The 21,776-nt window shown below is 55.6% G+C and carries 17 protein-coding genes; 6 read left to right on the top strand and 11 right to left on the bottom strand.

All coding sequences use genetic code 11. From position 1 onward, the window contains the following. From AC6IZD_RS15445 to AC6IZD_RS15435, 3 genes are read right to left on the bottom strand one after another with little or no spacing between them, the layout of a single operon-like run. On the bottom strand, positions 1-861 hold the full coding sequence (locus tag AC6IZD_RS15445) for a 4Fe-4S dicluster domain-containing protein (protein ID WP_497784290.1): 861 nt from the start codon (positions 859-861) through the stop codon (positions 1-3). Next, on the bottom strand, positions 858-3,533 hold the full coding sequence (locus tag AC6IZD_RS15440; RefSeq protein ID WP_497784289.1) for a molybdopterin-dependent oxidoreductase: 2,676 nt from the start codon (positions 3,531-3,533) through the stop codon (positions 858-860). The genes AC6IZD_RS15445 and AC6IZD_RS15440 overlap by 4 nt, the downstream gene beginning before the upstream one ends. A gap of 12 nt (positions 3,534-3,545) precedes the next feature. Continuing rightward, positions 3,546-4,127 carry a hypothetical protein gene (locus AC6IZD_RS15435; protein ID WP_497784288.1) on the bottom strand — a complete coding sequence of 194 codons (582 nt, stop codon included), beginning with the start codon at positions 4,125-4,127 and terminating at the stop codon, positions 3,546-3,548. Positions 4,128-4,290: 163 nt separating this feature from the next. On the opposite strand from AC6IZD_RS15435, the gene AC6IZD_RS15430 reads away from it, so the two are divergent. Both AC6IZD_RS15430 and AC6IZD_RS15425 read left to right on the top strand, forming a co-directional pair. Then, positions 4,291-5,466 (top strand): pyridoxal phosphate-dependent aminotransferase, encoded by a 1,176-nt coding sequence (locus AC6IZD_RS15430; RefSeq protein ID WP_497784287.1) that lies wholly within the window; start codon positions 4,291-4,293, stop codon positions 5,464-5,466. A gap of 162 nt (positions 5,467-5,628) precedes the next feature. Then, a complete protein-coding gene (locus tag AC6IZD_RS15425; RefSeq protein WP_497784286.1) occupies positions 5,629-6,432 on the top strand; it encodes an energy transducer TonB in 804 nt (267 codons plus the stop codon). Positions 6,433-6,448: 16 nt separating this feature from the next. Here AC6IZD_RS15425 and poxB read toward each other — a convergent pair whose 3' ends face one another. Together poxB and AC6IZD_RS15415 are read right to left on the bottom strand one after the other, a co-directional pair. Beyond that, positions 6,449-8,173: a ubiquinone-dependent pyruvate dehydrogenase gene (gene poxB, locus AC6IZD_RS15420; RefSeq protein WP_497784285.1), complete on the bottom strand. Its 1,725-nt coding sequence runs from the start codon at positions 8,171-8,173 to the stop codon at positions 6,449-6,451. 93 nt (positions 8,174-8,266) lie between these two features. After that, positions 8,267-8,938 carry an SRPBCC family protein gene (locus AC6IZD_RS15415; RefSeq protein ID WP_497784283.1) on the bottom strand — a complete coding sequence of 224 codons (672 nt, stop codon included), beginning with the start codon at positions 8,936-8,938 and terminating at the stop codon, positions 8,267-8,269. Positions 8,939-9,156: 218 nt separating this feature from the next. On the opposite strand from AC6IZD_RS15415, the gene AC6IZD_RS15410 reads away from it, so the two are divergent. Together AC6IZD_RS15410 and AC6IZD_RS15405 are read left to right on the top strand one after the other, a co-directional pair. Next, a complete protein-coding gene (locus tag AC6IZD_RS15410) occupies positions 9,157-9,858 on the top strand; it encodes a Crp/Fnr family transcriptional regulator (RefSeq protein WP_497784282.1) in 702 nt (233 codons plus the stop codon). A 73-nt stretch (positions 9,859-9,931) separates the two neighbouring features. Next, a complete protein-coding gene (locus AC6IZD_RS15405) occupies positions 9,932-10,978 on the top strand; it encodes an NAD(P)-dependent alcohol dehydrogenase (RefSeq protein ID WP_497784280.1) in 1,047 nt (348 codons plus the stop codon). Between the two features lie 60 nt (positions 10,979-11,038). Here the strand turns inward: AC6IZD_RS15405 and AC6IZD_RS15400 are convergent, their stop codons facing one another. Both AC6IZD_RS15400 and AC6IZD_RS15395 read right to left on the bottom strand, forming a co-directional pair. Next, positions 11,039-12,823: a glycoside hydrolase family 2 protein gene (locus AC6IZD_RS15400; RefSeq protein WP_497784278.1), complete on the bottom strand. Its 1,785-nt coding sequence runs from the start codon at positions 12,821-12,823 to the stop codon at positions 11,039-11,041. 141 nt (positions 12,824-12,964) lie between these two features. Then, complete coding sequence (locus AC6IZD_RS15395) at positions 12,965-13,447, bottom strand: CcdC family protein (RefSeq protein ID WP_497784277.1); 483 nt, start codon at positions 13,445-13,447, stop codon at positions 12,965-12,967. Between the two features lie 307 nt (positions 13,448-13,754). Here AC6IZD_RS15395 and AC6IZD_RS15390 point away from each other — a divergent pair, with 307 nt between their 5' ends. Together AC6IZD_RS15390 and AC6IZD_RS15385 are read left to right on the top strand one after the other, a co-directional pair. Further along, positions 13,755-13,982 (top strand): hypothetical protein, encoded by a 228-nt coding sequence (locus AC6IZD_RS15390; protein ID WP_497784275.1) that lies wholly within the window; start codon positions 13,755-13,757, stop codon positions 13,980-13,982. Between the two features lie 49 nt (positions 13,983-14,031). Next, positions 14,032-14,331 (top strand): YciI-like protein, encoded by a 300-nt coding sequence (locus tag AC6IZD_RS15385; protein WP_497784273.1) that lies wholly within the window; start codon positions 14,032-14,034, stop codon positions 14,329-14,331. A gap of 79 nt (positions 14,332-14,410) precedes the next feature. On the opposite strand, the gene AC6IZD_RS15380 is transcribed toward AC6IZD_RS15385, so the two are convergent. The 4 genes from AC6IZD_RS15380 to AC6IZD_RS15365 form a co-directional block, all read right to left on the bottom strand. Continuing rightward, positions 14,411-17,374 carry a beta strand repeat-containing protein gene (locus AC6IZD_RS15380; protein ID WP_497784271.1) on the bottom strand — a complete coding sequence of 988 codons (2,964 nt, stop codon included), beginning with the start codon at positions 17,372-17,374 and terminating at the stop codon, positions 14,411-14,413. Positions 17,375-17,694: 320 nt separating this feature from the next. After that, complete coding sequence (locus AC6IZD_RS15375; RefSeq protein ID WP_497784269.1) at positions 17,695-18,513, bottom strand: CheR family methyltransferase; 819 nt, start codon at positions 18,511-18,513, stop codon at positions 17,695-17,697. Positions 18,514-18,518: 5 nt separating this feature from the next. Beyond that, positions 18,519-19,625 carry a protein-glutamate methylesterase/protein-glutamine glutaminase gene (locus tag AC6IZD_RS15370; RefSeq protein ID WP_497784267.1) on the bottom strand — a complete coding sequence of 369 codons (1,107 nt, stop codon included), beginning with the start codon at positions 19,623-19,625 and terminating at the stop codon, positions 18,519-18,521. An 84-nt stretch (positions 19,626-19,709) separates the two neighbouring features. Further along, positions 19,710-21,767: a methyl-accepting chemotaxis protein gene (locus AC6IZD_RS15365; RefSeq protein WP_497784266.1), complete on the bottom strand. Its 2,058-nt coding sequence runs from the start codon at positions 21,765-21,767 to the stop codon at positions 19,710-19,712. Positions 21,768-21,776: the final 9 nt, after the last annotated feature.

Here is a 21,776-nt window from a genome sequence, read left to right as displayed (position 1 = left end):
TTAGCTTCCTCGGTGGAAGAGCACGGCCGACATGGCGGTGAGTGCCAGCGACACGGCAAAGCTGAAAATGTAGTTCCGTTTCATGTGAGCCACTGGACGACGTGGCGCTTCGGGCAGGTTATAGGTGAACGGTTTATCTTTGAGTAAGAAAAAGGAATTCAGCGCGCTGTATTCTCCGTTCGACTCGGCGCCGTATAGATAAGCATCGGTTTCGCCTCGAGCATGCAGCTCCTCAACTCGCTGTTTCGCCTTCTCGCGAAGCTTCTTGAGTGGGCCGAACTGAATGGATTCGGTAGGGCAGCTCTTTGCGCAGGCGGGCGTCATGTCGATCTTCTGGCGGTCGTAGCACAAGGTGCACTTGTGTGCTCGGCCATCAAGTTTGTTGCGCGCAAGCACGCCAAATGGACATGCCGCTACGCAATAGCCACACCCATTGCAGATATCCTGCTGGACGTAAACATTGCCGAACTCGTTGTAGATGATTGAGCCTGTCGGGCAAGCTTCCTGGCATGGAGCGACTTCGCAGTGTTTGCAGACGTCGCTCATCATGAGCCAACGGTCTAGCGCTCCATCGTGCTTTGCTTCGCGGTCGTGCTTTGTTCCATTGAATTGTTCGACAAAGGCTACGTGCCGCCAGGTCGTGTCGCTCAGCATGAGCGTGTTGTCGTAGCTCGTGCCAGTGAGTTGCATGCCATCGGCTGGAAGCTGATTCCATTGCTTGCATGCCACCTCACATGCTTTGCATCCGATGCACAGCGTCGTGTCCGTGAAGAAACCTGTCTCTTCCCGCACTGCAGGAGGAGCAGGTCGGCTCCAAGCGTTCTCGACTTCGTTAGCGATCTGCACAAGCTGCTGGTTCATAACAATTGACCTTCGGGCTGATCGGACTTAGGCGTATCGGGTGAAGGGCCGTGCTCGGGCCAGGGGGCCGGTCGCATATTGCTTACTGTTTGTGGACGAGGTAGCCGTCCCGCACGAATATCTACGGTGAACGCCTTTGCTTCGTGCATGCTAACGTTCGGGTCGGCAACGATCGCAGTCAGGTCGTTAGCGATTCCTCCCGGAGTTTCGCCCGCAAATCCCCAGTGGAAGGGCACTCCGATCTGATGCAGCGTGCGCCCATTCACCCGGAGCGGTCTTATGCGTGGAGTCACCATGGCTTTAGCTTCCATCGAGCCACGCCGATTCCACACGGTCATCCAGCCACCGTGCTCGATGCCTTTCTGGGCCGCGAGTTCGGGACTGATTTCGACAAACATCTCGGGCTGGAGTTCATTAAGCCAACTGTCGAAGCGACTCATCGGGCCGCTCAGGTAATGTTCAGTGAGTCGATAAGTGGTCGCGACAATGGGGAACTCGGGATCGAGTGCCGGATTCTTTTCGTTGCCCGGAACGTTGTAGAGCTCTACTGTAGGATTGTCGCGCTGCGGGTAAAGTAGGTTCGGAACCGGCGACTCGATCGGTTCAAAGTGAGTGGGCAGCGGACCATCCTTAGTTCCGGTGGGCGCAAATAGCCATCCGCAACCGTCAGACTTCATGATGAACGGCTTGTCGCCGCCAATAGCTTTCATGCCCTTTGCGTCGTCGGGCGGACGATAAGACGGGGCTTTGTCCGGTTCGAAGTCGGGCACGTCATATCCTGTCCAGCGCTTTTGCTGTTCGTCCCACCACACGTATTTCTTGCGCTCAGACCAAGGCTTGCCTTCGGGATCGGCTGAAGCGCGGTTGTACATAATTCGGCGGTTATGTGGCCACGAGAAGCCCCACTCGGGACTGACGTAATTGTTGGGATCCGTCTTGCGCGAGCGCGCACGATTGTTGTCGTCGCTGGGGAAGACTCCGCTGTATATCCAGACTCCGCACGCGGTGGATCCGTCGTCCTTGAGTTCGTTGAAGCTTTTCACCTGCTTGTGGTCGGCCACAGTGTAGCCATTCATCTCCTTGAGAATCTTCTCGACTGAAGGTTCTCCTTGGATGCGGCTCTCGCTTCCGTCCGGCAGTATCTCGGGATGATCCTGATCGTAGTCCCACGTGAGATTGAGAAGACCTTGATCGCGCTTCAGGGTGGAGCCTGCGTAGAGCTTCTTCAGTCGAATGCCAAGTTGGTACATGAACCACGCATCCGAGCGGCAATCGCCTGGAGGATCTACGGCTTTGTCGTGCCACTGGAGAAGACGTTGCGTGTTGGTGAAAGTTCCTTCTTTCTCGGTACTCGAACCTGCGGGGATGAAGAAGACCTCTGTGCCGATTGTTTTCGGATCGGGATGCTCGGGGCCTAGATACCAGAACGAGGCACTTTCAATTTCAAACCAATCACGCACGACCAACCATTTCAGGTTTCGCAAAGCATGGCGATGCAGGTTCCCATTGGGAGCTCCCGCGGCGGGATTCTGGCCCATGAGGAACATGCCTTCGACCTCGCCTTTGGCCATACGAACGATGTGCGCGAGATGAGAGTAGTTCGCGTCTAGTTTCGGAATCCAATCGAAGCCGTAATCGTTCTCCTTTGTGGCCGCGTCGCCGTACCACGCCTTCAAAAGGCTGATCATGAACTTGGGAAGGTTTGCCCAGTATCCGAACTCAACAGCCTCCTTCTTCATGTAGTCAGAGAGGCTTGTGTGCTGGCGCAGGGTAGCGGGTTGCAGCAGGTATCCGGGCAGCAACTCGTAAAGAGTCGGAACGTCGGTGGAGCCCTGAATACAAGCGTGCCCTCGCATGGCCATGATTCCGCCGCCGGGGCGCCCAACGTTGCCCAGTAGAAGTTGGACGATGGTTGCTGCGCGGATCATCTGCACCCCGGTGCTGTGCTGCGTCCAACCAACGGCATACACAATCGATGTTGTGCGTTCACGGCCGGAGTTGGCACACATGGTTTCGGCGACTTGCAGAAAGTCTTCCTTCTTACACCCGCAAATCTCCTCCACCATTTCCGGAGTATAACGAGCGTAGTGCCGACGCAGGATGTTCAGCACGCATCGCGGATTTTGAAGCGTAGGATCGCTTATCGGTTTGTGCGTCGAGATTGCGCCTGCTCGCTCACTGAATGACTCCGCCTTAATGTCAGCATGGGTGTGGGTCTTCGGCGTGCCGTCGTCGGAGGCATAGTTCCAGTTGATCTTCTCTGGGTCATAGGTTCGGGTTTTGGCGTCGTAGCCGTCGAAGAATCCGCCCAGGTCTTCCGCGTCCTTGAAATCCTCGCTAATGATGACACTGGCGTTGGTGTAAGCAAGAACATACTCGCGGAACCAGAGTTCATTCTGCAGAATGTAGTTGATCAGTGCGCCGAGGAATACGATATCGGTCCCAGTGCGGATCGGCACGTACTGGTTGCACATAGCCGACGTGCGCGAGAAGTGCGGATCTACGTGGATCAGTTTGGCTCCGCGCTCGCGAGCCTTCATGGGGAAACGGAATCCGACTGGGTGGGCTTCCGCCATGTTCGAACCCATGATCAGAATGCAATCGCTATTCTGCAGGTCTTCCTGAAGATTGGTGGCAGCGCCGCGACCAAATGCAGTGCCCAGACCGGGCACGGATGCGCTGTGTCAAATACGGGCCTGGTTTTCGATTGAAACTATGCCCAGGCCTGCATTCAACAACTTCTTCATCAGGTAGTTCTCTTCAAGGTCGAGCGTCGCGCCACCAAGGCACATCATGTTGCGCACGTGGTTGACAACGTCGCCCTTCTCATTCTTCTCAATGAATCCTTTTTCGCGCGTCTCCTTCGTCAGTTCGGCAACGCGGTCCATGGCCCAATCGAGCGACTTCTTCTCCCACTTCTCGGAGTACGGCGCACGGTACATGACCTCGGTGACCCGGTGAGGATTGACGTTCAACTGGAAGGTGTTCGCACCCTTCGGACATAGCGTCCCGCCGTTGATCGGGCTGTCCGGATTGCCTTCGATATCGATGACCTTGCCGCCCTTGACGTACACCAGTTGGCTGCACCCCACCGCGCAGTAGGGGCACACACTTACCGTCTTGATAGCATCTTCGATACGTGCTTTCTTCTGGACGGAATTGGGGCTGAATGGCTGCCGCTCGACTGCTCTGAGATGTGCGGTGGTTGCCGGACTTGGACCTGCGGCGATCCCGTTGCCTTTGCGAAGGCTACTGGACTTTTTCATAGTGCGTTGGGATGTACTCAATGGGAGTGTTGTTGTCCGGGGGGAACGTAGTAGCTGAAGAATGCTAATTCAGACGAGCTCTGCGCCGCTGCAGACAAAATCGGCGCAAATGCCTCCGGGCGAAGCTTTGTCGTACATTAGACAGGTAAGGTTCTGAAACTCCATGCCAAAAACCAGCCATCGAACCAGTCTGTTTGGAGAGTCGGTGATTCGCAGGATGACGCGGGTCGCAAATGAGCACGGCGCTATCAATCTTTCACAGGGGTTTCCGGACTTCGATCCTCCCGAGTCACTGCTGACTGCGCTTGAGCACGCGGCACGCAAAGGCCCGCACCAGTATGCGGTGACGTGGGGCGCGCCGGACTTCCGCCGAGCTCTGGCGCGCAAGCAGTCCCGGTTCATGCAGATTCCGCTGGACGGAGACGAGAACTTCGTCGTGACCTGCGGCAGCACGGAAGCGATGATGGTGGCGATGATGACTGCATGCAATCCGGGCGACAAAGTCATCGTGTTCTCGCCGTTCTATGAGAACTATGCTGCAGACGCGATCCTTTCAGGTGCTCAGCCCATCCACGTCACGCTGCATCCTCCAGACTTCTGTTTCGATCCAGACGAACTGCGGAGAGCTTTCGAACAGCGCCCGAAAGCGGTGGTGCTATGCAATCCTTCGAACCCATCGGGGCGGGTGTTCACGCGAGAAGAGTTGCTCCACATTGCCGCTCTGGTAGAGGAGTTCGACTGCTTTGTCCTGACAGATGAGGTTTACGAGCACATCGTTTACGAGCCTCATCGCCATACCTACTTTGCCACGCTGCCTGGAATGCTCGAGCGCACAATTTCGTGTAGCTCGCTTTCAAAGACCTACTCCATCACTGGATGGCGACTGGGATATGTGATTGCCACTCCAGCGGTGATCAATGAAGCGCGCAAGGTGCACGATTTCCTGACCGTAGGTGCTGCAGCACCGTTGCAGGCTGCCGCCATCGCGGGTCTGGAGTTGCCGGACAGCTACTACAGCGACCTTCTCGCAATCTACACTGAAAAACGGGATCTCTTCCTCAAGTGCCTCGATGATGCGGGACTGACCTATACGCGTCCGCAGGGGGCGTATTACGTCATGGTGGATATCTCCGAGTTCGGCTGGGATGATGATGTCGCTTTTGCAGAGTGGCTGGCGAGTGAAGTTGGCGTGGCGGGCGTTCCTGGATCGAGCTTCTTTCATGATCCCGTTCGGCACCTTATCCGATTCCATTTTGCAAAGAAGTCCGACACGCTGCTCGCAGCGGGAGAGCGGCTGGGAAAAATTCGGGAGAAAGCGCACAGAGCCGGGGGTAAGTAGCTTTGACTACGCAGGACCGGAACGGGATCCAAAAGGTCGAGAATAGTTCAATGCCGGAAGCCCTCGTTAAGTCTGGAGATTGAAGCGAACGGGCGCGGAACCAGAAAGCGTAAAGAACTAAGGTCGGAGAGGCCAACCTGTTCTGGTAGTATTCCGAAGATCATGACATGTCTCTGGAATTGCACTGCTCTGGTTTTCGTTTTGTCCGGTGTTGCGCTTGCGCAAACTCCAACACCTTCCACACAGTCGAGTAATGATCTCAGCGCCAATGCGACCATTGCTAATAGCGCCTCTGGGGTGGCTGCGCCACGGCTGGCAGATTCGAAATCTCTGGAAATTGTTCATGTGCAGAGGGCGTCTTATCCTATCGAGGCGCGGACGCGTGGTATTCAAGGCGAGGTCATGGTGCGCTTACACATATCGGAGAGTGGCGATGTCGAGGGCGTGGAAGTCCTGAGTGGAGATCCGTTATTGACAGACGCAGCTGTGAGAGCTGCCAAGCAATTCAAGTTCAAGCCGTTCATTAGCGATGGCAAGCCGACCAAGGTTACTACGAAACTGCCTTTTGACTTCTATTTCAAGGACAAGGTGAGTGAGTTGACAGCTGTGCCGGTTGACCTCACGAATAACCACTCTGCTCAAAAGAATGACAATCCTGCGAGCGCCAATCAGGTTCCGCAGCGCGTCAGAGTTGCGGGAGGGGTGATTACCGGGTTACTTCAGCGCAGGGTACAGCCTATTTACCCGATCGAAGCGAAGCAAAGAGGTATTCAGGGAGCCGTTGTGCTCCATGCCGTAATCGGCAAGGATGGACGTGTAAAGGAGCTACATCCTATCTCGGGTCCGAGCGCACTGTTTCCCGCATCAATCGGAGCGGTGCAGCAGTGGGTGTACAGACCGTACATGCTGAATGGCGAGCCGATCGAAGTAGATACGCAAATTACTGTCAATTTCAATCTTAGATAATTCAGTCATACTCAAGTTATCGGAACAGTTCGGTGTTGGCGAGGTCGACAATTTCATCTGCACGGCCGTTCAGGACGGCCTTCGCAAGATACATCGCGAATCCAGCCATTTGCGACATGTTGATGTGTGGAGGCATGGAGAGTTCCTGGCGATGCACAACGACATCGATCACCGCTGGGCCATTGTGCTTCAGGGCATCTCTTATCGCACCCTCGAGGTCATTCGCGCTTTCCACTCTCACGCCGTAGAGTCCCGCAGCCTCAGCCAGCTTCGCAAAGTTGGGATTGCGCAGCTCGGTTCCGAAGTCGAGAAGACCGACAGCTTTCATTTCCATTTCGACGAAAGCAAGCGAGGCATTGTTGAACACGACGATCTTGGCCGGAAGCCGCATTTGATGCAGTGTGAGCAAACCGCCCAGCAGCATAGCTACGCCACCATCACCAGCGAGTGCGATCACCTGCCGTTTGCGATCGATAGCCTGTGCTCCGGCGGCTTGCGGAAGTGCGTTGGCCATTGAGCCGTGAGTGAAGGAACCGATCAACCGGCGCTTGCCGTTCATGTGCAAGTACCGAGCTGCCCAGATGGTTGGTGTGCCAACATCGCAGGTAAAGATCGCATCATCGTCAGCCAATTCGTCGATAACCCGTGCGACGTATTGCGGGTGTAGCGGGACATTGTCGCTTTCAGCGACAGCAAGCGATTCAAGTTGCTTGCGCGCTCGGTGATAGTGATCGACAGAGGTCGTCAGGTGCGCGGAATCAGTCTTCTTCTTAAGCAATGGCATTAAGGCCGAAATCGTATGCTTCACGTCGCCGATTAATCCGAGATCGACCCGCGCGCGGCGCCCGATCTGTTCTCCGCGAGTATCGACCTGGATGATATTCGCGTGCTGCGGATAGAACTGCTGATAAGGAAAGTCAGTGCCCAGCATCAGCAGTGTGTCGCAGTTCATCATGGCGTAGTAGCCCGATGAAAAGCCGAGTAATCCGGTCATTCCGACATCGTAGGGATTGTCGTACTCGATGACTTCTTTCCCTCGCATCGCATGGACGATCGGTGCCTGAAGATGACCGGCAAGCGATATCAGTTCGGTGTGTGCTCCGGTGCATCCGATTCCTCCAAGGATCGTTACCCGGGCTGCGCGGTTTAGCATCTCGGCTGCGCGTTCGACATCGGCTTGATCTGGAGTCGCGCAGGGAGGGGTGCCACTGATTGCAATAGGATGGAGCGGCTCTGAACAATTTCCGAGCAGAACGTCACCAGGTGCGATCAGGACGGAAACTCCACGTTTGGCAACTGCAGAGCGGATCGCGATTCCGAGCAAGCGCGGAATCTGATCGGATGAGCCGACCATTTCCGCGAAGTGACTGCAATCCCGGAAGAGTTGTTCGGGTCGAGTCTCCTGAAAGTAGGCACTGCCGAGTTCATCGCTTGGAACCTGGGCAGCAAGCGCGAGCACAGGAACCCGGCTGCGGTGGCAATCATACAGGCCGTTTATGAGGTGCATGTTTCCCGGGCCGCAACTGCCTGCACATACCGCGAGGCTGCCGGTGACGTGAGCTTCGGCTCCGGCAGCAAATGCCGCCTCCTCTTCATGGCGTACGTGCACCCACTCGATCTTGCCTGATTGCCGGATGGCCTCCGTGATCCCATTCAGCGAATCACCGGGAATGCCATAGATCCTCTTTACGCCGCACTCAATCAGGGCTTCGATGATGACTTGTGCTGCACTCTTTGCCATGTTGTCCTCAGGGATAGGGCTGTAGCATCGTGAACGAGAACCTTGATCCTCGTTCACGAGAAGGAGGGAACGGCAGCAACAGTTCTGTCGTGCCTACTTGTTCTTCCTACTGTTCATATACGTGGGCTCGGTTGGACGCGTGTACTCCACGGGAGTGTCGGGAGGGCCAAACTCAATGTTCTGTTTCGGCGACGCGAGCTCCGGGCCGTACGTTCCGGTGGCGCCCAGAGTAGCGGAACCCTGCTCCGAACGTGAACCTTCAATGTAAGCCTTGAAATCCCGAAGACCCTGCTCGATGTATCCTTCCATCTGACCGGCGATCGGTGAGAGCAGCGGTCGGAGCGCGCGGGCAGGAGGAGCGTAGTTCATTTGCACGTGAACTACGGTGTCGTCTCCGACGGGCGCAAACACGATACGTCCTGAGTGCTTTGTCCCGCTGGTGCTCTTCCACCCCATTGCTTGATTGGGGATCACCTGCACGAGTTCAGCCTCCCACTCGAATTCGCGCCCGGCTACGAAGGCGTTCCAGGTGGATCGATTACCGGAGACCGTCACTCGGCGTATCAGGTCTGTGAATTGAGGTATGCGGCTCAGATCTCCCCATGCCTCGAACACCTCATGTACCGGGCGACCAATCTGAACGCTTTTTTCCAGACGCACAATCCGGCTGTCGCCACCTCGCCCCATCAAACCGTACAGCCAAAAGCCAGACAGCGCCGCGACGGCACCTGTTGCGAATCCACTCCAAAAATTCCTCTGTTCCATGGGCCGTTGGAGGGGGTGCCTGTCGCTGCGAGTTGCCAGTCAGACGGCCTCATACATTCTCACCGGTGCTGGGGCATACACGAGTGAGTGGCCGGACGCGGAAGAAAAGCATTTCGTGAAGCCATACAAGATCCGAGTCGCAACGCTTTGCTGCGGTGTTGGGATTAGATTTCGGGTGTCGTGTTGAGCAATGCAGGCTCCCTGATAGAATTCTTCCGATGAAAACTGACCGAGCGACCTTGGCCGCAGTTTTGAAGCAATCGGCGCTGCTGTCTAACCTCTCTGAATCTGAACTCGACCTCCTCGCGGCACGAACTGTGAGAAAGAACTTCGAAAAGGGTGAACTGTTGTTTTCTGAAGGAGAGCCGTGTAAAGGATTGCACATCATCGCTCTCGGAAAAGTTCGTATCTTCAAGACTTCGGCGAGCGGCAGAGAACAAGTGCTGTCTGTCGATGGCCCCGGCGGCACAATTGCGGAGTTGCCGGTGTTCGATGGGGGCCCCTATCCCGCTTCTGCCATTGCGGTGGACGATGCCGAGATTGCGTTCATTTCGCGTCGCGACTTCCAGGCGTACTGCATGGAGCACCCCGAAGTTGCGCTGAAGGTGCTGGCGCAAGTTGGAGCGAGACTCAGGCGTTTGGTGGGGATCATCGAAGAGCTTTCGTTCACCACAATTCGAGAGCGACTTGTCTCTACGCTTGTGAGGCTTGCGCAGACCGAGGGCAAGCAGACACAGCGAGGAATCGAGTTTATGCTTCCGGCGAGCCATCAAGAGATGGCGAATCAACTTGGCACTGTGCGCGAGTTGGTGTCGCGCAACTTGACGAGACTTCAGGCAGAAGGGCTCATCGAAGTGGACGCGAGGCAGGTTGTAGTGAAGAACATCAAAGGTCTGGCGGGTGTTCTGGAGGGCTCGTAGCCGGGGCGGTTTGAACCCTCGGGTGAGCTTTCACATCAAATTTGTATTCAAGCAATAGCAAGGAGATCACCGAGTGCTCAAGACGAAAGGTTACGCAGCACAATCCCCCACTACGGCCTTAACGCCGTTTTCTTTTGAACGCCGCGACCCCGGTCCCACCGATGTACAAATCGACATTCTCTATTGCGGCGTTTGCCATTCTGATATTCATACCGCGCGCGATGAGTGGGGAGGCACGATTTATCCCTGTGTTCCCGGACATGAGATCGTAGGAAGAGTTTCGGCGGTCGGGTCTGATGTGCAGAAATACCAGGAGGGCGATCTCGTCGGTGTCGGATGTCTGGTGGACTCGTGCCGGATATGCGATAGCTGCAAGGCAGGTCTGGAGCAGTACTGCGAAAACGGCATGATCCTGACCTATAACAGTCCAGAAAAGCAGACGGGCGGACACACGTTTGGCGGCTACTCGAAGGTAGTTGTTGTGGATCAGGATTTTGTGTTGCGAGTGCCAGAGAATTTGGACCTGAAGGCGGTTGCGCCGCTGCTCTGTGCGGGTATTACGACATATTCGCCACTGTGTCACTGGAACGTCGGTCCCGGGCAGGAGGTCGGAATTGTTGGGCTCGGCGGGTTGGGCCACATGGGAGTGAAGTTTGCGCGAGCAATGGGCGCCAACGTAACGCTGTTCACAACATCGCCAAGCAAGATCGAAGATGCCAAGCGGCTTGGCGCACACGAGGTCATCATCTCGAAAGACAAGGATCAGATGATGAAGGCGGCGAATCGCTTTCATTTCATTCTGGACGCGGTATCTGCTCCGCACGACATCAACGAGTATCTAAATCTGCTGAGGCGAGAAGGCACACTGGTACAGGTAGGAGCGCCTCCACAGCCTCTGCCTGTCTCGGTCTTTGGGCTGATCTTCAAGCGTCGGAACTTCGCGGGCTCGCTGATCGGCGGTATTCCGGAGACTCAAGAGATGCTTGATTTCTGCGGGAAGAACAATATTGTTGCCGATATCGAGATGATCACGATGGACAAGATCAACGAAGCCTACGAGCGGATGATTCGCAGTGACGTGAAATACCGCTTTGTTATCGACATGGCTTCACTTCAGTAGCGACAAAAAATGCGCTGAGCCTGCATTTACAAGAGTAAATACGGGTTCAGCGCAATCTGGTTAGTTTGAGGCTTCAGCAGCTTTCTTCTTATAGAACTCCTGTAGCGTGTAGAATGCCTTCTTGTGCTCGCCCCCATCAGAAACGAGCCCCTTCCTGTTTCGATAATCCTGAATTGCCGGAAGAAGCCGACGCGGCGAACGGAAATCCATCAGCACCCAAGGTGACATTCCCGCAAGCGACGGAATCTTCGAGACCATCGCAATGTGGTGTTCATAGAACTTGGCCTGGAACTCCTCGGTCCAAAAACTATCCCGATCACCGTGATTGCCAGCAGGTGCTTCGGCTCCGAACTCGCTTATAAGAAGAGGCTTGTCGTATGCGTTCTTCCAGATGATGGTATCGGTGTCCTCGAGCTTCCCTTCATACCAGCCGAGGTACTCGTTGATCCCTAGCACATCCAACTGCTTGCCAATCGGGTCATCGAGTACGCGCGTTCCGGGTGCTGGGTGTGAGGTGTGGTTGAGGGCCGCTGTGAGTAGGCGAGTGTTATCCATCGATCGTGCGTAGGTGGCCAGCTTTGTCAGGAACTCGGTGCGCTCGGTGGAGATTGGAGTTTCGTTGGCGATGGACCAGAATGCAACTGATGCGCGATTGTGGTCACGCGCCATGTTGTCCCGAAGCTGCTCCTGCGCGTTCTCGAGTGTTGCGGGGTTGGTCCAGGCCGTGTCCCAGTACACAGGGACTTCTGACCAGACAAGCAGACCAAGGCGGTCCGCCATTCGCGTCATGGCTTCGTTGTGTGGATAGTGCGCGAGACGAACGTAGTTGCACCCCAACTCTTTCACCCAACCAAGCAGCGTTCGGTCATCTTCGGTCGAGAACGCGCGGCCACCACGATACGGAGCCTCCTCGTGCATCGAGATGCCACGCAAGAAGATCGGCTTGCCATTGAGGTAAATCTTTGTGCCGCGTGTCTCGATCGTTCGAAAGCCGATCTCGTCATGAACTTGATCCTGGGTGCTGGAGATTGCGACGTCGTATAGCTTCGGATTCTCGGGGGACCAGAGGGTGGGCTTCGCCGCAAAACGAAATTCGGCATAACCCGCCGCATTTGTTGTGACAACCTTCTTGGCTTGGATCTCTGGGATGGAGATGGTGACTTGCTGCGCGCCGGTGCTGCCGTTGAGGCGTACCCATCCGGCAATCTCGGTAGCAGAGGTCTTGCCCAATTGGACAAAGTAGTCTTGGATGAACTGGTCGGGAACCTCAACGAGAGCCACATCCCGGGTCAGGCCGCCGTAGTTCCACCAATCGGTATTTGTGGCCGGGATGGCGTCTTTGCGTCGCTGATTATTCACCTCGACAATGACGAAGTTCTCGCCCTCGTGAACCTTTCCGGTGACTTCAAAGTTGAAAGGTGTGTAGCCGCCTTCGTGCTGTCCCAGTTCTTCCCCATTGAGATAAACGGTTGCACGATTTGCCGCCGCACCGAAGTACAGGAATGTGCGAACGTGCTCCCGGGGTTGGTACTTGAACGAGCGCTTGTACCAAACAGTACCCTCGTAAAACAACAAGCTATCACGCTGCGAGTTCCAGTCGCCGGGAACGTTCAGCATCGGGGACGCGTCGAAGTCGTACTCTACAAGACTCCGATTAGTGGCCGGCTTGGCGTTCTTGTAGAACTGGGCACCCTCACCAGTGTTGTAAGGATCAACGATGATGCGCCAGGCTCCATTGAGACTGAAAGTGGTGCGGTGCGGAATGTTGGCGATCAAGTTCGAGGGCTGAGGCTCTGCGATGGCCCATGAGGAAAGAAAGAAGAATAAAAGTGCAAGGCGCTTCATTGGCTTGTCCTGAAGCCAGAGGCTGAAAAGCATGGCTGTCGATTGTGCATACCTATTAAAGCGCTTCGGGAGAGTTGAATCCAGTGTAATGAAGCGGCGGTAGGCACCGCCGCGTTGCGACTTGCAACTGATCTGGGGGAACTAGGACGACTGCACTTCGCTGATGAGAGCGCGATATTGGAAGAACATCTGTGCACGCCACCGGAGAATCATCCCGAATGCCAGAATGAAGAACAATGCTGCGGTCTGTTGCACGCTCAGCACGTGGTCGAGGTAACCACGAGCGGCTACGCGAATTCCAGCAAGGACGATGATCACTGCGAAGAAGGCGCGCGAACGTTGAGCCATCACAGTATCGCCTTCACGGACGAGACGCGAGGTGCGCAGAAGTGGGTAGGCGAGTCCGAGTGCGCCACCCAGGAACGCGATTCCAGCCCAAGTCCAGGGAACCCGAAAGGCAGGCACGACGAACATCATGAACCCCGTCGCCATGCCAAGAGGAGGGATGATGATCTTCTTCGCGGAAACCGCAGTACGCGATTCGCGAACACGCCAAATCATGACTACAATTGCGCCCACGATTGAGCTAATGAGCGACGCTACGTTCAGAGGAACTATCATCATTTCGAAAACCCGGGTGTAAGGTCGATGCGGACTACCGTCGGGAGGCGGCACCATCCTTTCTTCTATTCTACCTATTTTAGATTCAGGTAGTCGGGCTTGCGATTCTCTTCTAAGAAGACCCCCCAGCACGACAATTCGACACGACCGGATGTAATTCTTCCCGGAGTGCGCCATTCAGGCGGGGTGCTAGCAAAATCGCAGATCTGGAGATGGCACAGGAAGAGAACTTATCGGAGTGGGCGAGGGCTGAGCGACAAGGCTCCTTTGGCACATCTCGTGCCTAATGACATCCGGGGAGCGATGAGCAATGTTTTTCGACAGCAGTGAGGGTGTAGCGATGACCGGGCGGGAGAGCGATTACAAGTTGTACAGGGGAGCCTTCGTGGGAATTGTTCGACCTCGGGAGGGCCACTATGAGTTCACGGTGCGTGACATGCGCGGACAGGGGCCGACGATTCATGGTGGCGGGGCTGACTTCCAGCACGCCGCTGATCGTGTCTCGCGGATTATGAACGCACTCACCTGCGAGTCGTAAGATTGAGTGCACCGTTTAGAATGGCAAGCGACCGAGTGGAGGTCCTGCCATGCATCACATACTTTTCTATGACGTCGTGGACGACTACGTCGAACGACGAGCGCAGTTTCGCGATGCTCATCTAAAACTTGCACGAGAGGCAAACGCGCGCGGGGAACTGCTCCTCGGGGGCGCACTGGTGGATCCTGCCGATGCGGCCATCCTCGTATTTAAGGGAGACAGTCCGGCGATTGCTGAAGCTTTTGCCAATTCGGATCCTTACGTTCAGAACGGATTAGTGAAATCCTGGCGAGTCCGTAAGTGGGCTACCGTCATTGGCGATGACGCCCCATGTTCATCAACAAAATAGTTGGAAGATTCTTGACTCCAGCTTGTGAGCAAAAAAGAACGCCCTCCCCTTAAGGGGAGGGCAGTTGTGCGTAGGAGGACTAATTTACTGTCAGGGAAGCGGATCCAAGAACTGATTTGAACGTCGCTTTGATAGTAGTTGTCCCACGTCCGGCGCTGGTGGCCAGACCGGTTGAGTTCACGATTGCGACCGCAGGATTGGCAGAGCCCCATTGCGCGACAGACGTTATGTCCTGCGTGGTGGAGTCGCTGAACGTCCCAGTTGCATTGAATTGCTGTGACGAGCCCAAGGCAATCGAGGCAGACGCTGGTGCGACAGCTACGCTCACTATCGAAGCACTTGACACAGTCAACGTCGTCGAGTCAGTCAGCCCACGGAAGTTACCAGTGATGGTCACCTGACCCGCTGCCACTCCGGTGGCCACTCCTGAACTGGAGATGACCACTGAGTGATAGTTGGAGGTTTGCCAGTACGCCGATTTCGACACATCAACCGTTGTGCCGTCAGCAAACTTCCCGATCAAAGTGAACTGCTGAACGGTTCCTGGTGCAATTGTCGCTGCATCAGGAGCTACGGTTACGGAGACCAAGGAGGACCTGGTGACCGTCATCGTTGTCTTGCCCGTCATTCCGTTCAGAGTTGCCGAGATGACCACATCTCCCGACTTCTTGGTTCGCGCGACACCACTTCCGTTGATGTTGGAGCGGCTTGGCGAAGAACTGCGCCAGTAAACTCCACTGAGCGGCATGGTTGTGTTATCGCTGAACGTGCCTATGGCAGTGAACTGAATCTTCGTGTGCGTCGGAACGATGGGAGTGCTCGGCGACACAGCGATAGAGATCAGTTTTGCCGAAGTGACGTTCAGGGTGGCCGTTCCCGTGACGCCTTGGAATACCGCAGTGACCTGCGCCGTTCCCATGCTCAGGGCGTTGGCTAATCCAGTATTGCTGACGAGAGCGACAACGGCGGACGAGGACACCCACTCGGCTTGGGCCGTCACGTCCTGCGTGCTGCCATCAGCGAAAACTGCGGTTGCGGTGAATTGCTGAGTCCCACCTATGCCGATGCTTGCAGACCCCGGCGTGACCGAAACGTAACTTGGCGTCGGAACTTCGACCGTCACTGTCGCGGTTGCGGCTTGGCCGTTGTATGCGGCTGTCATCGTGGCCTGCCCAGCAGAGATCGCTTTCGCGAGCCCATTCCCGTCGATGCTCGCGATTGAAGCAGCCGACGAACTCCAGGTGACACCCTGAGTGAGCGTCTCTGTGCTGCCGTCGCTGAACACGCCAGTGAGCACAAGCTGTTCAGTAGTGCCAGCCGCAAGAGTCGAACTGGCAGGGTCGATGCTGATCGACTCAAGCGTTGGTGGCAACACGGTCAGTGTAGTGCTATCGGTGATGCTGCCTACGCTGGCCGTAATCGTTATCGCAGTAGTGCTGGCCAACACGCCAGTCGCGACACCTGTTGAAGGATCAACGGTGGCGATGTTCTGATCGGACGAACTGTAGCTGACATTCGTTAGTATCTGCGTGGACAAATCGCTGAACGTGCCCGTTACGGTGTACTGGACCTGACCGCCAACGGGTATGGACTGATCGTCCGGCGAAATGTCGATCGATACCAGGACCTCGTGCGTTACGGTGAGGGCGGTTGAGCCCACTACAGTTCCCGCGGTAGCCGTAATGTTGGCTGTACCTGCACTGACACCGCTGGCCAATCCCGTCGTGGCATCGACGGTAGCTACACCGGGCGCATCGGAACCCCACGTGACCGCGTTGGTGATATCCACGGCGCTTCCATCGGAGTAGATGCCATTCGCTGAGAACTGCTGCGTCTGTCCGATGGCGATGGAGGCGTTTGTCGGTGAGACAACAATGGAGGTCAACACAACGTTGGTGACTGTCACCGTTGCGGTTGTACTCACGGACCCCGAGGTGGCAGTAATAGTGGCCTTTCCGACTGAGGCTGCGGTCACAACTCCGGAAGAGTTGACAGTAGCAATGGATTCATTGCTCGATGACCATGTGGCAGATGCGGTGAGGTCTTGTGTGCTTCCGTCGCTATAGATACCAGTGGCGTTCAACTGCTTCGACTGCCCAGTGGCAAGTGTTGTAGCTGCGGGCGCGATCACCAGGGATGACAGCGTTGGCCCATTCCCCGCTGTAACGGTGATGGCTGCCGTCGCACTTAAGGAACCAGAAACCGCGCTGATCGTGGCATTTCCAGCCGCAACACCAGTCACCAATCCGGCGGCAGTTACGGTGGCAACACCTTGGCTGTTGGAGGACCATGTCACGGTGCTGGTGACATCCTTTGTGGACCCATCGGAGTATGTAGCCAATGCCTGCAACTGTTTTGTCGCACCGACGGCGACAGACGACGATGTGGGCGTAATGATGAGCGACGAAACTGCGGGAGCCGGAGTTGCGGTCACCACGAACGCGGCCGAACTGTTGACGTTGCCGGATGCGGCGCTGATGTTAGCGGTTCCGGCAGCAACGGCCGTGACGAGTCCCGCAGAACTCACAGTTACAATGCCGGCGTTGCTGGAAGACCAGGTTACGCTGCTCGTTATGTCCTGCGTTGAGCCATCCGAATAAGTTCCGGTAGCTTTTAGCTGCTTAGTCTGTCCGACGGAGACGGACGCAGATCCGGGCGAGATCGCAATGGAGGCGAGTGTCGGCGCGGTGACCGCGATTGTCTTCGATGTGCCCGAGAGATTATCGAAGGTTGCGGTGGCGGTGAACTGCCCAGCCTTTAAGGTACTGACCAGTCCAGATGCGCTGATGGTGGCAACCGTGGTGTCCGATGATTTCCAGGTCGCAGTCGCGGTGACGTCCTTCGTGGTGTTGTCGTTGTAAGTGGCGATTGCAGTGAGTTGGACGGTTTGGCCAGCAACGACGGACAAGGAACTGGCGCCAACTGTGATGGCCGAAATAGTGGCACTCTGTGTCGGCGTCGAGGCCGTCTTCGATCCGCCTCCACCACATGAAATTGAGCCGATACAGGTGAGAACGATGAGAAGTGTCGCAAGGTGCTTCATACAAAACCCTCCTGGGCGGCGATGGGCGATCCCATCGGACTACATGCAAACAATTCGCTGAACACGCGGACTTTCCGTAGTTCCGCCGGGCGCAAAGGAAGGGGAGGGCGCAAGCCGGCTATTAACCACACGCATTATGATGTATCCAGAGTAGCTGAAGATGCTTCAAAGTGGGCTGAGGCTCGGCGCAGGGAAATCCTCGGAGTGTTACTCGAATTGAATGGGTAACACTAACGGGTGGGTGGCTCAGTTACTGTGGGGAGTAACTCTGCCTTCCGTGGCGGCAAGCTTTTGAGATTGGCGTGTCGTGCCGACGGGAACTATGTCTTCAACCGATAGAACGCGGTTTTGTTGCATGGTGTACGAACGAAAGAATCGCAGAGCCCGAAGGTGGTTTCGGCAGCCCCGAGCACAACATACCCATCCGGTTGCATCGTGGAGGCGAGCCTTAGGAGGAGATCGCGTCGAGTATCCGTTTCAAAGTAAATCATGACGTTGCGGAAGAAGACTGCGTCGAACTTTGGCATTGAGTGCCATGGCGCGGTGAGATTGAGTTGGCGGAATTCGACCATGTTCCGGATCTTGGGAGACAGGACCCATTGCGAACGTTCGGGAGTGAAGTACTTCGCCAGGTATTGAGGTGGAAGTCCACGGCCGATTTCGAGCTGACTGTAGCGACCGGAATGCGCACGTTCGAGAATCGCAGCGGAGATGTCAGTAGCAAGAATGGAGACATCCCAGTCGGCCAGCCCCGCGAACTTGTCCGCAATCAGCATGGCGATGCTGTACGCCTCCTGTCCGCTAGAACACGCGGCACTCCAAATCCTGAGTCGTCGTGTGGTGGTGCGCTTCTTCAGTAGTTCCGGAAGAACTACATCACGCAAAGCCTCGAACGGCAGGCGATCGCGAAAGAACCAAGTCTCATTGTTCATTAGCGCGTCGAGGACTTTCTTGTGCAGCACGGAAAACGATGTACGACGAATGCGGGAAACAAGTTCCTGGGCCGAATCGATGCCTTCGCGAAATGCCAATGGGGTCAGTCGCGATTCTGCTAGATAGGATTTGCTGTCATCGAGCACTACGGCAGAGTGTTGCGCGAGAAAATGTCGCAAGTAATCGAAATCATCTGCTGCAAGCACGATGCTTACTCCGTTGCACTGCTGAAACAAGCTTGTATGTGGCTGGAGGAGGATCTCCGGCGACGAACGACTCTGCGCAAGATCTCATCGGATATGTCAGTGAGAGGCAGAATGCGATCGGCGAGATTTGCCTTCGCCACAAACCCTGGCATGCCCCACACGACGGAAGTGGGCTCATCCTGCACAATCACTTCTCCTCCTGCGTGCTTGATGTGTTCACAGCCTCGAAGTCCGTCCTGCCCCATGCCTGTCATTACCACGGCGAGAGCATTGCAATTGAATGTCTCGGCCACTGAGCGAAACAGAACGTCAACAGAAGGCCGACAAGAGTTCTCAGGAGCTGACTGGGAGAGCGCAAGACGCACTGTGTCGTGATCTCGCCGCACGTGCAAATGATAGTTACCCGGTGCAATCCAAACTCCACCGGGTTCAAGCGTAGCTCCATGCAATGCTTCCTGCACTGGTAGGTTTGATATCGCAGTGAGCCTTTCAGCAAGCAAGCGAGTAAAAGTCGGTGGCATGTGCTGAACAATCACGATCGGCACAGGAAAATCTGCGGGTAGACGCGAAATCACTTCGGATAAGGCGTTAGGTCCCCCGGTGGAGGTTCCGATTGCTACGACCTCCACGCGCGAATAAGGCTGGGAGCCGCGAGTCGCATCTCGCCCATCAGACGGTTGAATTGCAGTGGCACCTGAATGGTGAGGCCGTTTCCAGCAGAGAGCTTTGATCTTTGGTATGAGTTCCTGCCGGATGCGCTGGATGCTGTGCTGAACGTCCAGGCCTGATGGCTTGGAGACATAATCGTCCGCCCCGGCACCTAACGCATCCAGCGTGGCCAGGGCTCCACGCTCAGTAAGAGTGCTGAACATAATGACCGGAACTTGTATTCCTCTGGACCGGAGCTGTCGAACGGTTTGCAACCCGTCCAACTCGGGCATTTCAATATCGAGCGTGATGGCGTCAACGGTATATTGCTCCACCATGTCCAGTGCAATCCTGCCATTCGCAGCGGCTCCGACGATCTCAATTGCCGGATCGCATTCGAGTGATTGCCTGATGATGCGTCGCATCACAACAGAGTCGTCGACAATGAGTACCCGATGTCTCATCCAGTTACCTGCATTCTCGGAAAAGGTTTTGAGACAGCACAGTCGTGAGAAGCGTGACGTATTGCGACTGTGCGAAATACATTTCTAGTAGCGGAATTTCGAAACAAGGGACTGTAGTTCGGCCGCCATATGTTCAAGATCATGCGCCGCTTTCGAAGTGTCGGAAGCGCCCACGGTAGTAGCACGGGCAGCTTCGGCCACACCTTCGATGTTTCTACTTATCTCCGTGCTTCCTTTGGAAGCCTCGGAGAGCGTGCGGCCAATCTCGTTGGTTGTTGCACTCTGCTCTTCGATTGCGCTGGCGATGGTTGTTTGGATGTCACTGATCTGCCCAATAACTTGGCTGATCTGACTTATCGCGGATACAGCGCCATCTGTGTCGCCTTGGATGGCTTCGATCTTTTGGCTGATATCTTCAGTGGCCTTGGCCGTCTCTTTTGCGAGTTCTTTTACTTCGTTGGCAACCACGGCGAATCCCTTGCCAGCCTCACCGGCACGCGCCGCTTCGATTGTTGCGTTGAGCGCGAGCAGATTGGTTTGTTGGGCGATCGATGTGATGACCTTTATGACTTGACCAATCTCTGCGCTGCTCTGTCCCAGTTTCGAAATCGTGACGTTTGTACCTTCTGCTGTGCGTACGGCGGAGTGCGCGACGCGTGTGGCCTCGGCGGTGCTCTTTGCAATCTCCTTGATGCTGGCGCTCATTTCCTCGGCGCCGGTGGCAACGGTCTGGACGTTATTGCTGACTTGTTCGGCAGCCGCAGAGACAACGCTGGCTTGAGTGGCGGTCTCATCTGCATTAGCGCTCATGGACTGACTCACTGTGTCTAGTTGCTCGGCTGCATGAGCCAGTCCAGAGACGTTACGCCCGATCTGCTCCAAGGCAGACCTCACTGACCGAGAGACTGTGTTTACTGCGGTCACGAGTTTCTCGTACTCTCCGGAGTATTCAGTCGTGACCTGGGTTGTGAAGTCTCCCGCCGCGAGTTTGGACAAAGCCGAGCTTACTTCCTGCACCGGTCCGACTACGGCGTCGAGCGTTGAGTTAAAGCCCTCGACGATCTTGCGGAAGTCGCCCTCGTGTTTGCTCGCATCGGCGCGAGCGGAGAGTTTGCCTTCCGTTCCCGCTCGCACTAACAATGTGGAGTCTGCGACAAGTTGCTCAATGGTAGAGAACAGCTTGTTCAACGCATCGGTCAGGAGCTTGAGTTCACCGTTGTACGCGCGAGTAATCTGCGCTCCGTTGATACCATGGCTGAGCTTTTCAAGATGATCGACACACCGGAGCAAAGGCGCTGAAATCGAATTGAAGGCATTGTTGATGCCCTCAATCACTTTCCTATATTCGCCCTGGTGTTTGCTGCTGTCGGCGCGAACCGAAATGTGTCCTTGGGCCGCCGACATGGTCAATGACTCCGTGTCTCGAACTAAGGATTGGATTGCATCCTTCACGCGATCGAGACACTCGTTGATGGTCGCGAAAGGTTGCGCTTCTTCCTCGCAACCATTGGCTTGCACCGGTTGCATGTCGAGATTGAAATCACCCTGTGCGAGGCTTGTGAGGTTTCTAGAAAGACGATTGATTTCGGCAGCGGTGTAGTTCTTGGCTCGCACAAGAGGCGTAAGATCCTGAACGACTTCCACGTAGCCGACGTGATCGCCAGCCGTGTTGAGGAGTTCCGAGGTGTACTGTTTGCAGTGCGCTCCGAGCCAATCAAAGTAACTCTCGCCAACGCCATTCTTGAGTTGAGCGACCCCGCAACTCTGTGTCTCACAAATGCTCGCTCTGGCGCTGCAGCATGGCTTCGCAATGGCATCCTCGCGATTGCGCACGATTTTATTCTCGACCATCAACTTCTCAAATGCTCTGTTGAGGAATACCCAATTCATCTGCTTGTCTAAAACGTGAATCGGGAAGGGAACGGCATCGATGATCGATTTGTATCGGTTGAGTTTTTCTTCGAAGGCGTCGAGCATCTGGTTCACCTCGACCACGACATCACGAGCGTGACCGCTGAACTTTGTCTCTTCAGCTCTGGCGCTCGTGTTTCCAGCTTTTGCAGCGTTCTTGAGGCGCAACATTTCGTCCGCCAGGAGCGCTTTGCCTTGAACTTTGCGGAGTATCCACCCATTAGCTGTCATGCTACGTTC

The organism is Koromonas humicola (genome assembly GCF_059726255.1).
The sequence above is the reverse complement of the archived record's forward strand: the minus strand, read 5'-3'. Positions and strand labels throughout refer to the sequence as shown.

Bases quoted from the DNA above. Each gene is read 5' to 3' on its own strand.
- AC6IZD_RS15445 (WP_497784290.1), bottom strand. From the start codon at position 861: ATGAACCAGCAGCTTGTGCAGATCGCTAACGAAGTCGAGAACGCTTGG.
- AC6IZD_RS15435 (WP_497784288.1), bottom strand. From the start codon at position 4,127: ATGAAAAAGTCCAGTAGCCTTCGCAAAGGCAACGGGATCGCCGCAGGT.
- AC6IZD_RS15430 (WP_497784287.1), top strand. From the start codon at position 4,291: ATGCCAAAAACCAGCCATCGAACCAGTCTGTTTGGAGAGTCGGTGATT.
- AC6IZD_RS15425 (WP_497784286.1), top strand. From the start codon at position 5,629: ATGACATGTCTCTGGAATTGCACTGCTCTGGTTTTCGTTTTGTCCGGT.
- poxB (WP_497784285.1), bottom strand. From the start codon at position 8,173: ATGGCAAAGAGTGCAGCACAAGTCATCATCGAAGCCCTGATTGAGTGC.
- AC6IZD_RS15415 (WP_497784283.1), bottom strand. From the start codon at position 8,938: ATGGAACAGAGGAATTTTTGGAGTGGATTCGCAACAGGTGCCGTCGCG.
- AC6IZD_RS15410 (WP_497784282.1), top strand. From the start codon at position 9,157: ATGAAAACTGACCGAGCGACCTTGGCCGCAGTTTTGAAGCAATCGGCG.
- AC6IZD_RS15400 (WP_497784278.1), bottom strand. From the start codon at position 12,823: ATGAAGCGCCTTGCACTTTTATTCTTCTTTCTTTCCTCATGGGCCATC.
- AC6IZD_RS15395 (WP_497784277.1), bottom strand. From the start codon at position 13,447: ATGATGATAGTTCCTCTGAACGTAGCGTCGCTCATTAGCTCAATCGTG.
- AC6IZD_RS15390 (WP_497784275.1), top strand. From the start codon at position 13,755: ATGTTTTTCGACAGCAGTGAGGGTGTAGCGATGACCGGGCGGGAGAGC.
- AC6IZD_RS15385 (WP_497784273.1), top strand. From the start codon at position 14,032: ATGCATCACATACTTTTCTATGACGTCGTGGACGACTACGTCGAACGA.
- AC6IZD_RS15380 (WP_497784271.1), bottom strand. From the start codon at position 17,374: ATGAAGCACCTTGCGACACTTCTCATCGTTCTCACCTGTATCGGCTCA.
- AC6IZD_RS15370 (WP_497784267.1), bottom strand. From the start codon at position 19,625: ATGAGACATCGGGTACTCATTGTCGACGACTCTGTTGTGATGCGACGC.
- AC6IZD_RS15365 (WP_497784266.1), bottom strand. From the start codon at position 21,767: ATGACAGCTAATGGGTGGATACTCCGCAAAGTTCAAGGCAAAGCGCTC.